We start from the raw sequence: 13,092 nt of genomic DNA, 5'->3' as shown, positions 1-13,092 counted from the left end.
ATCTTGCCGAAGGTGGCGTTCCTTCACACCCCCCTCTGTCCTCCCGGACATCTCCCCCGCAAGGGGGGAGATTGGCAGCTCCACTGCTGACGCCTCTTTTTCAATGCCGGTGATTGGCGAAAGCCGGCATGACATCTGATCTCCCCCCCTGCGGGGGAGATGCCCGGCAGGGCAGAGGGGGGTGGGCGGGAATGCCGGCATCACCCTGTTGCTCCCATCCTCAATGCCTGTGCTCCATCCAATCCCAGCGGCAGGTGCGTCGCCGCGACAATAATCCCGCCCTCCGCGCAATGCCTCGTCATCAGCCCCGCAAACCGCGCCTCCGAAGCCTTGTCCAGCCCAGCCGTCGGCTCATCCAGCAGCCACAGCGGCTTATGACTGACCAGCAATTTCGCAATCGCCGCCCGCCGCCTTTGCCCGGTCGACAAATATCCGAAAGGCAGATGGCCGATGCCGCCGAGACCAACCGTCTCCAGCGCCTCCCCCACACCCGACTGCCCATCGCCGTTGAAATCGCGCCAGAAGCGCAGATTCTCCGCCACGCTGAGCGCCGTCTTCATTGCATTGAGGTGGCCGAGATAGTGGACCGCCGAAGCGATCGTCGGAAACGTCTCGCCGCCGCCCTCGATGCGCACGTCGCCTTGCGCCTTCGGCAGCAGCCCGGCGATGACCCTGAGCAGCGTCGATTTGCCCGAACCGTTCGGCCCGGTGACGACCAGCACCTGGCCCTTGTCGAGCGCAAAACCGATGCCGGAAAAGACCGTCTCGCCGCCGCGTTCGCCGCCCAGATTTTCGGCAATCAGCCGCATGCCTGCCCGTCCCGAAAACTTTACCGCGCGATAGCTGCCGCATCGCACAAATTTGCTCCGCAACTGTCTAGAACTATTCCAGAAAATTCTCTATATGCGGGACATCCGTGCCAGCGGTCGGCACGGGAACAGAATTTGCGCCGAACCAGCGCACGCGCCGCCTTGAACGGCTCGGGTTGGCTGGGAACGGACAGCGGAAATGGCCGTACCCGCACCTTTGCGCGTGATTGCATGCCCATCGGCGTCCGTTCCCTTTCAGGCTGAACAGACAAGGACGGACCGCACGTGTCAAAATCCCTCGACAGTTTCAATTGCCGCCGCACCCTCACCGTGGGTGGCGCGGACTATGTCTATTACAATCTGGTCGAGGCCGAGAGGAACGGCCTCACCGGCATTGCCCAGCTGCCTTATTCGATGAAGGTGCTGCTGGAAAACCTTTTGCGCAATGAAGACGGCCGCTCCGTCACCAAGGACTCTATCCAGGCTGTGGCCGGCTGGCTGACCGACAAGGGCACCGCCGGCGTCGAGATCGCCTATCGCCCGGCGCGTGTCCTGATGCAGGATTTCACCGGCGTCCCGGCGGTGGTCGACCTTGCCGCCATGCGCGACGGCCTCAAGGCGCTCGGCGGGGATCCGCAGAAGATCAATCCGCTGGTGCCGGTCGACCTCGTCATCGACCACTCCGTCATCGTCGACGAATTCGGCACGCCACTGGCCTTTGCCAGGAATGTCGAGCTCGAATATGAGCGCAACGAAGAGCGCTATAAATTCCTGAAATGGGGCCAGCAGGCGTTCCGCAATTTTCGCGTCGTGCCGCCCGGGACCGGCATCTGCCATCAGGTCAACCTCGAATATCTCGGTCAGGTCGTCTGGACCAACACGGAAGACGGCGAAACGACCGCCTATCCCGACACCTGCGTCGGCACCGATTCGCACACCACTATGATCAACGGCCTTGGCGTCCTCGGCTGGGGCGTCGGCGGTATCGAGGCCGAGGCGGCGATGCTCGGCCAGCCGGTTTCCATGCTGTTGCCCGAAGTCATCGGCTTCCGCCTTACCGGCAAGCTCAGGGAGGGCATCACCGCCACCGACCTCGTACTGACCGTCACCCAGATGCTGCGCAAGAAGGGCGTCGTCGGCAAGTTCGTCGAGTTCTTCGGCCCGGGCCTGTCCAACATGACGCTGGCCGACCGCGCCACCATCGGCAACATGGCGCCCGAATATGGCGCCACCTGCGGCTTCTTCCCGGTCGACGGCGAGACCATCCGCTACCTCACAATGTCGGGCCGCGAGGAAAGCCGCATCGCCCTGGTCGAGGCCTATTCCAAGGCGCAAGGCATGTGGCGTGACGCCGGCTCGGCCGACCCTGTCTTCACTGACCTGCTCGAACTCGAGCTCGACAGCGTCGTGCCGTCGATGGCAGGTCCCAAGCGTCCCGAAGGCCGCGTTCCGCTCGAAGGCATTCCGGCCGGCTTCGCCAAGGCAATGGAGACCGAGTACAAGAAGGCTGCCGAAATCCACAAGCGCTATGCCGTCGAAGGCACCGACCATGATCTCGGCCATGGCGATGTCGTCATTGCCGCCATCACGTCCTGCACCAACACCTCCAACCCGAGCGTGCTGATCGGCGCCGGCCTCTTGGCGCGCAACGCCAACCGGCTCGGCCTCAAGCAGAAGCCGTGGGTGAAGACCTCGCTGGCGCCGGGCAGCCAGGTGGTCGCCGAATATCTGGAAAAGTCCGGCCTGCAGAAGGAGCTCGACCAGATCGGCTTCAACCTGGTTGGTTTCGGCTGCACCACCTGCATCGGCAATTCGGGCCCGTTGCCAGCGCCGATCTCCAAGACCATCAACGATAAGGGCCTGATCGCCGCCGCGGTGCTCTCCGGCAACCGCAATTTCGAAGGCCGCGTTTCGCCTGACGTGCAGGCGAACTATCTGGCGTCGCCGCCGCTGGTGGTAGCCCATGCTTTGGCCGGCACCGTCACCAAGGACCTGACCACCGAGCCACTCGGCGAAGGCCGCGACGGCAAGCCGGTCTATCTCAGGGATATCTGGCCGAGTTCGGCCGAGATCCAGGAGTTCATCGAGAAGAACGTCACACGTGAGCTGTTCGCCCGCAAATATGCCGACGTCTTCAAGGGCGACGAATACTGGCAGAACGTCAAGGCGCCGGAAGGCCAGACCTATGCCTGGGACGACAACTCGACCTATGTGCAGAACCCGCCCTATTTCGCCGGCATGACCTCCGGTTTCGGCAAGATCGGCGACATCAAGGGCGCGCGCGTGCTCGGCCTGTTCGGCGACAAGATCACCACCGATCACATCTCACCGGCGGGTTCGATCAAGGCCGCTTCCCCGGCCGGCAAATACCTCACCGACCATGGCGTCGGCGTTGCCGACTTCAACCAGTACGGCACAAGGCGCGGCAACCATGAGGTGATGATGCGCGGCACCTTCGCCAACATCCGCATCCGCAACCATATGCTGGGCGAGAACGGCCGCGAGGGCGGCTACACCATCCACTACCCGTCGAAGGAAGAGGAATCGATCTACGACGCGGCGATGAGGTACAAAAAGGAAGGCGTGCCGCTGGTCATCTTCGCCGGCGTCGAATACGGCAACGGCTCCTCGCGCGACTGGGCAGCTAAAGGAACGAATCTCCTCGGTGTCCGTGCCGTCATCGCCCAGTCCTTCGAGCGCATCCATCGCTCCAACCTAGTCGGCATGGGCGTCATCCCCTTCGTCTTCGAGGAAGGCACCTCATGGGCCTCGCTCAACCTCAAGGGTGACGAGCTGGTCGAGATCGACGGCATAAGCACCATCAAGCCACGCCAGACGATGATCGCCAAGGTGACCTATGGCGACGGCACCGTGAAGAACGTGCCGATCATCTGCCGCATCGATACGCTGGACGAACTCGACTACTTCAAGAATGGCGGCATTTTGCAATACGTGCTGCGCGATCTGGCCGCGTAGCGGCCAGGGCTTAGGCAGTAGGGATTGGGCGGTAGCGGGGAACGACATCCCCTACTCCCTACTCCCTACTCCCTACTCCCTACTCCCTACTCCCTACTCCCTACTCCCAGTCTTTCCAAAGCATTGCCCGACCCGATCGAAGCCCCGCCCTGTACGACAGGAGTAAAAACCGGCTGGGCTCAGCAAGATCTGCCCCACGCTCCTGATGCCATGCTCCCGATCGAACCGGGCGGTGAAGTGCTCCCCCTGTGATGGCCATGCCCATGGTTGCGGCAGCAAAAATTTCACCGCAACGTGACTTCCCGTTGACTGTCGCTTCTGCCACAAATCTGGGCAACCAGAACAAGGCCGGCGTCACCGGCGGGAATCGGAACGATCATGGCACCTCGACACCCTCTCCGGCTTGCGGCTTTTGCGCTGGCCTTCTCGGCGCTTGCCGGGACCGGGTTCGCCGAGGAATCGGGAACGACCCAGACCGACAAACCGCAGATTGACAGGCCCTTGGGCGTGGTCGAGCTGTTCACCAGCCAGGGCTGCAATTCCTGCCCGCCGGCGGACGCTTTCTTTGCCGAGCTGGCGGCCAAGGACAACGTCGTCGCGCTCGCCTACCACGTCAATTACTGGGACTATCTCGGCTGGCAGGACACGCTGAGCAGCAAGGACAATACCGACCGGCAATATGACTATATGCGCGCCTTCGGCACCCGCTCCGTCTACACGCCGCAAGCCGTCATCAATGGTCGCAGCCATGTCAACGGTGCCAGCCGCAAGGAGGTCGACGGCGCGCTTGCCCGCATGGAGAAATCCGGTGAAGGCATGCGGGTCAGCGTCAAGGTCAGCCGCACCAGCGATCGCGTCATGATCGATGCCGGCGACGCCGGTAGCGGCCCCAGCGACGCCCATGTCGTCATCGTCTATTTCGAACCACCGCAGACGGTGACCATCGCCAAGGGCGAGAACACCGGCCGCAGCATGACCTACTGGAACGCCGTCACCGGCATCCAGACCGCCGGCATGTGGCACGGCAAGGCGCAGCGCTACGAATTGCCGATGACCGAGATCGCCAAGAAAGGCGGCTGCGCCGTGCTGCTGCAATCGGTCGGCAAGGACGGCCTGCCGGGGCCTATTCTGGGCGCGGCGTTTATTCACAAGCCTTAAGAGGCTGGTCCATATCTTTTGATATCGGCGGGACAGCACCCCCCTCTGGCCTGCCGGCCATCTCCCCCGCAAGGAGGGAGATTGGCAGCTTCGCCACATCCGCCATCCTGTCCCACGTTTGAGATTGGCGAAAGCAAAGCAAACGCGAAATCTGATCTCCACCCTTGCGGGGAGATGTCCGGCAGGACAGAGGGGGGTGTGAAGGATCACGACGACAAGTGTCTGGCGCCGCCCAACAAAAAAACCGACGTCAGCTTGCTTCTGACGTCGGTCATTTAGGCTTTGGGATCGTCGCACCCGGTCTCTCCCTGAGGAAAGTCCGAGGTTGGTTCGATCCGACGCAGACCCGTGGGCGGGGGGCTTGGGGTTTACGAGCCGGTGCCGGACCGAACCGTCTCAGGCAACGCCGGTAAATTCGTCGGACATTGGGGCATGAGCGCGGATAAAAAAAGGCGGAAATGTGGCGAGGCATCACCAATTCAAACACCGCGTTTTATAAAAGTGACTGGACGTTGCGAAAACAGCGCGGTCCCGGGATGGTTGGCCGGGCCTTGCAATTCCACGGCGAACACGCCAACTTCTGCAAGCGAGATTCATTTTCAAAGGGATCGCGGGATGACCGATCGCAGCGGTGGGACGGAGGATGGGGACGCATCCGCAATATTGATCCCGCTGCACGAGGCGCGACGCGAACGCCTCGACCAGCCGGTCCGTTTCGACCGGCGTGAACTCGACGAGATCCTGAGGCTGTACGGACGCATGGTCGCCGCCAACGAATGGCGCGACTATGCCATCGATCATCTGTCTGATCGGGCTGTGTTTTCAGTCTTCCGCCGGGCCAGCGAAGTGCCGCTGTTCCAGATCGTCAAGGATCCGAAACTGGCACGCCGGCAAGGCGCCTTCGCCGTCATCGCCGCCGACGGCCGAATCCTCAAGCGCGGCCAGGAACTCGGTCGCGTGCTCAACGTCTTCGATGCTAAGCTGAAGATTGTCCAGGCCTAATTGAAAATTGGGGAATTGAAGAGCTGAAGAATTGAAAAAAGAGGATGTAACGGTCGAAATACCGCCGGGTTTGTTCTCAGCTATTCAGATCCTCAATTCTTCAGTTCTCTTCAGTTCTCCTCAATTCCCCTCCTCAGGCTCTCACGAAACTTCCGCTCCGGCAGCGAATGCGGATCGGGCGGAACCGTTACGCCGCCATTCAGCGACAGCTGCATGAACACCGTGTCAAGCCAGCGCCCATGCTTGTAGCCGGAGCCTTCCAGGCGACCGGAATGGCGAAAGCCGAGCTTTTCATGCAGCCGCACCGAGGCGCTGTCTGCATGGCCGTCGCCGATCACCGCGACGATCTGGCGAAAGCCCGCCATACGGCAGGCTTCAATCAGCGCCTGCATCAGCAGCAGCCCGACGCCCTGGCCCTTCGCATCAGGCGCGACATAGACGGAATCCTCTACGATGAAGCGGTAGGCCGGGCGCGGCCGGAACGCGCCGGCATAGGCGTAGCCGAGCAGCGCGCCATCTCGTTCCGCCACCAGATAGGGAAAGCCCCCCGCCGTCAGGCTGTCGAAGCGCCCACCCATCTCAGTGCGGCTGGGCGGCTCCAGCTCATAGCTCGCGGTGCCATGCGTCACGGCATCGCCGTAGATCTCGGTGATTCGGCCGAGGTCGCCTTCCAAGGCCGCGCGGATGGAAATAGTGCTCATGATTTATGCAGACGATTCATCTGCCTCCATGACAGCAAAGGCCGGCACAAAAGAAAAGGGCGGCCGTTGGCCGCCCTCTTGATATCAGCTGGTCCAGTTGCCTGATGGGAAGACCGCCTAGCGGCGATCGCCCATGAACTGCAGCAGGAACATGAACAGGTTGATGAAGTCGAGATATAGCCTCAACGCGCCCATGATCGCCTTGCGGCCGGCAACGTCGGCCTGATCGCCTTCGTAGTACATTTCCTTGATGGTCTGCGTGTCATAGGCGGTGAGCCCGGCGAAGATCAGCACGCCGATCGCCGAGATGGCGAAGCCGAGCGCCGACGATTGCAGGAAGATGTTGATCAGCATGGCGATCACCAGGCCGACCACGCCCATGACCAGGAACGAGCCGAACGCCGAAAGGTCGCGCTTGGTCGTGTAGCCGTAGAGCGACAGCGCGCCGAAGGCGGCCGCCGTGGCAAAGAAGGTCTGAGTGATCGAGGCGCCGGTGTAGACCAGGAAGATGGTCGACAGCGACAGGCCGACCAGGCCCGAATAGACCCAGAAGGTGGTTTGCGCCGCGGCCACGCTCATCGACTGGATCCTGAACGACAGGAAGAAGACGGCGGCGAGCGGAGCCAGGATGACCACCCAGCGGAAGGCGCTGGCATAGATCAGCGTGCCGAAAGCGGTCAGCTGTCCGTCGCCGGTGACGGCGAGCTGGAAAGCGCCCCAGGCGGCGACGCCGGTGATGAGGAGGCCAAGCCCCATCAAATTGTAGACCTTGAGCATGTAAGTGCGCAGGCCTTGGTCGATGTCGGCGCGCGCGCCCGGCACGGCCGAAGTCTGGTAGTTGCGAATGGGCTCAGCCATTGGAATCCTCTGTTGCTTCTGCCCCGTACGGTGTCAGGCCCTTTCGGACCTGGGCGCCGCTGGCGGGGCTCCAGCATGCCTGTGGCGAAATATGATGGTTCTTGACGTCAAGAACAAGACCGTAACAGGCTGCAACGCTTGGTGAATCGCAGGAAGCCGGTTTTCTTGGGCTTCCATGACTGCACATTACCAAGATTTAATCGGAAACGGCAGATTCGGCCAACCTTGCCGTTTTGGGCCTAGAGGTTGCGCAGCACCGGCGCCGCCTTGTGCCCGAGCACCCGCCAGGTGCCGGCAAGGCCGATGCCGACCGTGATCACCAGCGCAAACACCAAGGTCGCCACTGCCACCTCCGGCATGAAATGCGACGGCAACGTCATGATGCGGGCAACGATGTACCAGGCGGCGATGCCGCCGGCAGCCAACGCAAACACCGCGGTGGCCAGGCCGATCAGCATATATTCCAGCGAAAACGCCGCGATCAGCGTGCGCCTCGTGGCGCCCAGCGTCTTCAGCACCACGGCATCGTGGATGCGGGCGCGATTTCCCGCGGCGAGCGCGCCGGCCAGCACCAGCACCGAAGCGATCAGCGCCACGCCGGCCGCCGCCCGGATCGCCGTGCCGAGCTGGCCGACCAGCCGGTTGACGACATCGAGCGCGTCCTTGACCCGAACTGTCGTCACCGCCGGGAAGGCGCGGGTGACGGCGTTGAGCAGGCGGGCATCCTCTGCTGCCGTGGCATCCTTTTCGGTCAGCGTCGCCAGCCAGCCATGCGGGGCGCCGGCAAAAGTGTTGGGCGAGAACACCATGACGAAGTTGATGCCCATCGTCTCCCATTGCACCTCTCGGAAATTGGCGATCCTGGCCGTCACATTGCGTCCGAGCACATTGACGGTGACGGTATCGCCAAGCTTCAGGCCGAGCGCCTTGCCTTCATCGTTGGAGAACGAAACCAGCGGTTCGCCGCTGTAATTCTCCGGCCACCAGATGCCTTCGGTCAGTGTCGCATTGGCCGGCTGTTTGGCGTCGTAGGTCAGGCCGCGATCGCCGCGCAGCACCCAGGCGCCTTCCGATGGCACATCGGCCTTGTCGACACTAACGCCGTTCAGCGCCATCACCCGGCCGCGCAGCATCGGCACCTTGACCAGCGTTCCCTTCGGCGCCTCATTGCCGATCAATGTCGAGAAGGCATCGACCTCGCTATTCTGGATGTCGACGAAGAAGAAATTCGGCGCCCGTTCCGGCAGACTGCCGGAGATCTGCTGCCTGAGATTGCCGTCGATCAGCGCCAGCGTCACCAAAAGCGTCAGCCCGAGGCCCAGCGACAGCACGACGGACGGCGTCAGCGCGCCGGGCCGGTGGATATTGCCGATGGCGAGCCTGAGCGCGACCGAGCGCACACGCGGGCTTTTGCGCGCCACCCACTGCACCAGCGCACCGACCAGGCGCAACACCAGAAAGGCAAAGATCGTCGCGCCGACGAAGATCAAGGCGATGCGCCGGTCGCCGGAAAACAGGATGGCGAGCGCCGCCAAAGCGAGCGCGATGCCGACCGCCGTGGCAAGATAGGGCAGGCGTGGAAAGCCGCGGCCCTCAAAACCCATTTCGCGAAACAGCGCGGTCGCCGGCACATCGCGGGCGCGGCCGAGCGGCAACAGCGCGAAGGCAAGCGTCACCAGCAGCCCGAACAGCGCGGCAAGAGCCAGCGCACCGGGATAGAAGCCGCCTTCAGCCGGCACCGGAATGAACGACTGGAGCGCAGCGCTGGCTGCAAACGGCATGGCGGCGCCGAGGATGAGGCCAAGCGCGATGCCGAGGCCGGCGATTATCAGGATTTGCACGAGATAGACGGTGAAGACGAAGCCGCCCGAGGCGCCAAGGCTCTTGAAGGTGGCGATGACGCCGCGCTTGCCGTCGAGGTAGGCGCGCACCGCATTGGCAACGCCGACGCCGCCGACCACCAGCGCCGTCAGCCCGACCAGCGTCAGGAATTGCGAGAAGCGCTCGACGTTGGCCGACAGCGCCGGCGCCGCATTGGAACGCGTGCGGATCGACCAGCCGGCTTCAGGGAAATCGCTCGCCGCCCGGTCCTGGATGGTCTTGAGATCGGCCTCGCTGGCGCCGGCCGGCAGCCGAACCTTGTAGGCATTCTCGACCAGGCTGCCCGGCTGGATCAGGCCGGACGCGGCAAGCCCCGCGGTCGAGACCATCAGCCGCGGCGCGAAGCCGAAACCGTCCGACACCGCATCCGGTTCGCTCACCAGCCTGGCCCGCAATTCGAATGTCGCGCTGCCGACCTTCAGCCGGTCACCGATCTTCACATTCAGCCGGTCGAACAACAGGTCGGGCGCGGCGGCGCCAAAGACGCCTGATTTCTCGTCGAACAAATCCTTTCTGCCAAGCTGCGGCGCGGTCTCGATCGCGCCATAGAGCGTATAGGCGTCGTCGACGGCCTTGGCCTCGACCAGCGCCTGGTCGGAGCCGTCTTCCAGCCGCGCCATCGAGCGCATATTGGCGCTGTGCGACACAGTGCCGAGGCGGTCGAGGAAGGTGCTTTCGGCTGGCGTCGCATCGCGCTGGTTGAGCTGGAAGCGCAAGTCGCCGCCAAGCAGCGTCTGGCCCTGGTCGGCAACGCCTGCGGTGATCGCCTGCGCCACCGAATTGACCCCGCCGATTGCAGCGACGCCGAGCGCGATGCAGGCAAGGAAGATCATGAAGCCGGACAGTCCGCCGCGCATCTCGCGCAGCGAAAAGCGGAACGCGAGCTTCAGCGTCTGCGACAGTGGCATCAGGCCGGCACCTTGACCTGCGCTACCGGCGCATCCTCGATGCGGCCGGAGCGCATCGACACCTGGCGCGAGCAGCGCGCCGCAAGGGCCGGATCGTGCGTGACCAGCACCAAGGTCATGCCGCGCTCGGCCGCCTTGGCGAACAAAAGGTCGGCAACCTGCCGCCCCGTCGCCTGGTCGAGATTGCCGGTCGGCTCGTCGGCGATGAGAATGCGCGGCGACGGCGCCAGCGCGCGGGCGATCGCCACGCGCTGCTGTTCGCCGCCGGACAGCTCGCCCGGATAGTGGGTGACGCGGTCGCTCAAGCCCACCGCTGCCAGCTCGCGCGCGGCGACGCCGAACGGATCGGCATGGCCGGCCAGTTCCAGCGGCACTGCGACATTTTCGAGCGCCGTCATGTTGGGAATGAGATGGAAGGACTGAAAGACGATGCCTATGTTTCGGCCCCGAAACGAGGCGATCTGGTCCTCGCTTTGGCCGTTCAGCAATTCGCCGGCAATGCGCACCGTGCCCGAATCGACCCGCTCCAGCCCGGCCAGCACCATCAGCAAGGTCGACTTGCCGGAACCCGAAGGGCCGACAATGCCGGTCGCCTCGCCGCGCGTCACGTCAAGGCTGACGCCTTTCAGCACATGCACAGACGAAGCCCCTTGGCCCAGGGTCAGGGATATGTCTTTCAGCGCGATGACGGCTTCTGTCACAATTAAAGCGTCCTATATCAGGATGAAGGCTCTGCTTGCCGGAAGCCGTCGCCGGAAGAATTCCTCGGGTATATGGGGCCTGCCACATGTCTTTCAAACGGAAGATATCTTTCAAACGCTTGAATGCCGCAGGGCTCGTCTTTTTCGTCACCCTTTGCGGCGCCATTTCGTCGGTACGCGCCGAGACGTTCACCATCGTCGGGTTCGGCGACAGCCTGATGGCCGGTTTCGGCCTCGGGCCTGGCGATGGCTTTACCGACAAATTGCAAGCTGCGCTGCGGGCCAAAGGCCATGACGTCACCGTAGCCAACGCCGGCGTTTCAGGCGACACCTCGAGCGGCGGCTTGGCACGGCTTGACTGGTCGGTACCGGATGGGACAAGGCTGGTTATCCTCGAACTCGGCGCCAACGACATGCTGCGCGGCGTCTCGCCCAGCATTACGGAAAAGAACCTGGACGACATGCTGGCGAAGCTGAAAGCGCGCAAGATCGCGGTGCTTTTGGCCGGCATGCGCGCCGCTCCCAATCTCGGCGCCGACTACCAGAACGCCTTCGATGCGATCTATCCAAAGCTTGCCGCGAAATACGATGTGCCGCTCTATCCGTTTTTTCTCGATGGCGTCGCCGGGCAGTCCGGCCTGCAGTTGGAGGATGGCCTGCATCCCAATCCGAAGGGCGTCGCAGCGATGGTCAAGCGCATCCTGCCCGCCGTGGAGAACGCGATTGCGGCAGTTCAGGGTGGCGGTTGAACGCCGGCGTGACGAGAATAACACGCGGCGATCATTTTGACCGGTGTGGCCAAAAAGGACATATAGCCTCCAAAAGGAGGGTCATATGGCCATTATCATCAAGAGAGAGGACGCTGTTCGCCTCGCGCGAACTTTGAAACAAAAGACCGGGCTGCAGAGGGCCCGGGTCGCCTGTTCGTAAAAATGCCTGCAACCAACAAACCACTTGCCCCGTTTGACTATCGATGATTCGCTAGGGGCACAGTTCGATTCGAGGAAGGGAGGCTCACCATGCCGCGTCTTTTCACCGCCCTCGAAATACCCCGTGACGCCGCTCTTTCGCTGTCCCTGCTCAGGGGCGGCCTGCCCGGAGCCCGCTGGATCGATGTCGAAAACTACCATCTGACGCTGCGCTTCATCGGCGACGTCGAAGGCCATATCGCCGACGAAATCGCCAACGCGCTCGACCGGGTGCACCGCCCATCCTTCTCGCTCACCCTGTCCGGAGTTGGCGCTTTCGGCCAGAAGAAGCCGCACGCCGTCTGGGCCGGCGTCTTCGCCTCGCCCGACCTTTCGGCGCTGCAGAGCGAAATCGACCGCATCTGCCAGCGGCTCGGCTTGCTTGCCGACCCGCGCAAGTTCACCCCGCATGTTACGCTGGCACGCTTGCGCAATTCGAGCCCGCTCGACGTCGCGCAGTACCTGTCGGCGCGCGGCAATTTTTCGACGCTGCCGTTTCGCGTCGGCCGCTTCGTGCTGATGTCGTCGCGCGATTCGGTCGGCGGCGGTCCCTACATTGTCGAGGAGGCGTGGCCGCTCTCCGGCGTCGACGCCCGCGCCACCAATCTCGTCGCCAGCGCCTCCGACGCTTCGCGGATCATGCGGTAGACCGAAGCGAACGCTTCGGCCCCGTTATAATAGGGATCCGGCACGTCGCGGGTTTTGCCCTGCGCAAACTCTGCCAAGAGATGAATACGTTCGCGGGCACCGGCCGGCGCCAACGCCTTGAGGTCGCGGACATTTTGCCGATCCATGCCGAGGATCAGGTCGAAGCGCGAAAAATCCCCCGGCCTGACCTTGCGTGCCCGCTGCCCTGATATGTCGAGGCCGTGGCGGGCCGCAATCGCGATCGAGCGCGGGTCGGGCGCTTCGCCGAGGTTCCAGCCGCCGGTCGCCGCAGAGTCCAGCACGATGTCGTCCAGCACCATGTCGCGGCCGCGTTCCGCCAGCACGGCGCGAACACGCCTTCGGCCAGGGGTGAGCGGCAGATGTTGCCGAGGCAGACGAAGAGTATGGAATTTATCGGCTTTACGCTCATTCGATATGCGCCGTTCGTGCATTTGGAAGCCCAAAACGCAAAGGACTTTTGG

General features: G+C 63.2%; 10 protein-coding genes and 1 pseudogene. 5 read left to right on the top strand and 6 right to left on the bottom strand.

Annotated elements, in window-relative coordinates; genetic code table 11:
• Nucleotides 1–200 precede the first annotated feature (200 nt).
• Nucleotides 201–809 (bottom strand): heme ABC exporter ATP-binding protein CcmA, encoded by a 609-nt coding sequence (gene ccmA, locus NKI46_RS23260; protein ID WP_023747386.1) that lies wholly within the window; start codon nucleotides 807–809, stop codon nucleotides 201–203.
• 285 nt (nucleotides 810–1,094) lie between these two features.
• On the opposite strand from ccmA, the gene acnA reads away from it, so the two are divergent.
• The 3 genes from acnA (at nucleotide 1,095) to NKI46_RS23245 (ending at nucleotide 5,945) form a co-directional block, all read left to right on the top strand.
• On the top strand, nucleotides 1,095–3,785 hold the full coding sequence (gene acnA, locus NKI46_RS23255; protein ID WP_023715753.1) for an aconitate hydratase AcnA: 2,691 nt from the start codon (nucleotides 1,095–1,097) through the stop codon (nucleotides 3,783–3,785).
• 378 nt (nucleotides 3,786–4,163) lie between these two features.
• The gene (locus tag NKI46_RS23250) at nucleotides 4,164–4,943 is read left to right on the top strand and encodes a DUF1223 domain-containing protein (RefSeq protein WP_023683845.1); all 780 of its coding nucleotides are present in this window, start codon (nucleotides 4,164–4,166) and stop codon (nucleotides 4,941–4,943) included.
• A gap of 615 nt (nucleotides 4,944–5,558) precedes the next feature.
• Nucleotides 5,559–5,945, top strand: a complete 387-nt coding sequence (locus NKI46_RS23245; RefSeq protein ID WP_023671728.1) for a DUF2794 domain-containing protein — start codon at nucleotides 5,559–5,561, stop codon at nucleotides 5,943–5,945.
• Nucleotides 5,946–6,055: 110 nt separating this feature from the next.
• Here the strand turns inward: NKI46_RS23245 and NKI46_RS23240 are convergent, their stop codons facing one another.
• The 4 genes from NKI46_RS23240 to NKI46_RS23225 form a co-directional block, all read right to left on the bottom strand.
• The gene (locus NKI46_RS23240; RefSeq protein ID WP_023671727.1) at nucleotides 6,056–6,646 is read right to left on the bottom strand and encodes a GNAT family N-acetyltransferase; all 591 of its coding nucleotides are present in this window, start codon (nucleotides 6,644–6,646) and stop codon (nucleotides 6,056–6,058) included.
• Nucleotides 6,647–6,763: 117 nt separating this feature from the next.
• Nucleotides 6,764–7,504, bottom strand: a complete 741-nt coding sequence (locus NKI46_RS23235; protein ID WP_023671726.1) for a Bax inhibitor-1/YccA family protein — start codon at nucleotides 7,502–7,504, stop codon at nucleotides 6,764–6,766.
• 239 nt (nucleotides 7,505–7,743) lie between these two features.
• On the bottom strand, nucleotides 7,744–10,293 hold the full coding sequence (locus NKI46_RS23230; RefSeq protein ID WP_352748087.1) for an ABC transporter permease: 2,550 nt from the start codon (nucleotides 10,291–10,293) through the stop codon (nucleotides 7,744–7,746).
• Nucleotides 10,293–10,994: an ABC transporter ATP-binding protein gene (locus NKI46_RS23225; protein WP_023738019.1), complete on the bottom strand. Its 702-nt coding sequence runs from the start codon at nucleotides 10,992–10,994 to the stop codon at nucleotides 10,293–10,295. Before NKI46_RS23225 ends, NKI46_RS23230 begins: the two co-directional genes overlap by 1 nt.
• Nucleotides 10,995–11,080: 86 nt before the next feature.
• Between NKI46_RS23225 and NKI46_RS23220 the strand changes: the two genes are divergently transcribed.
• Together NKI46_RS23220 and thpR are read left to right on the top strand one after the other, a co-directional pair.
• A complete protein-coding gene (locus NKI46_RS23220) occupies nucleotides 11,081–11,743 on the top strand; it encodes an arylesterase (RefSeq protein WP_444849036.1) in 663 nt (220 codons plus the stop codon).
• A gap of 270 nt (nucleotides 11,744–12,013) precedes the next feature.
• On the top strand, nucleotides 12,014–12,610 hold the full coding sequence (gene thpR / locus NKI46_RS23215) for an RNA 2',3'-cyclic phosphodiesterase (protein ID WP_023738021.1): 597 nt from the start codon (nucleotides 12,014–12,016) through the stop codon (nucleotides 12,608–12,610).
• Here the strand turns inward: thpR and NKI46_RS23210 are convergent.
• Nucleotides 12,514–13,040 (bottom strand): annotated as a pseudogene (locus NKI46_RS23210) (low molecular weight protein-tyrosine-phosphatase). The gene thpR and the pseudogene NKI46_RS23210 sit on opposite strands and share 97 nt — an antisense overlap.
• Nucleotides 13,041–13,092 lie beyond the last annotated feature (52 nt).

Source organism: Mesorhizobium sp. M0615 (assembly GCF_040320805.1).
GTDB lineage: Bacteria > Pseudomonadota > Alphaproteobacteria > Rhizobiales > Rhizobiaceae > Mesorhizobium.
Note: the sequence above shows the minus strand (reverse complement) of the source record. Positions and strands in the feature narration are given on the sequence as shown.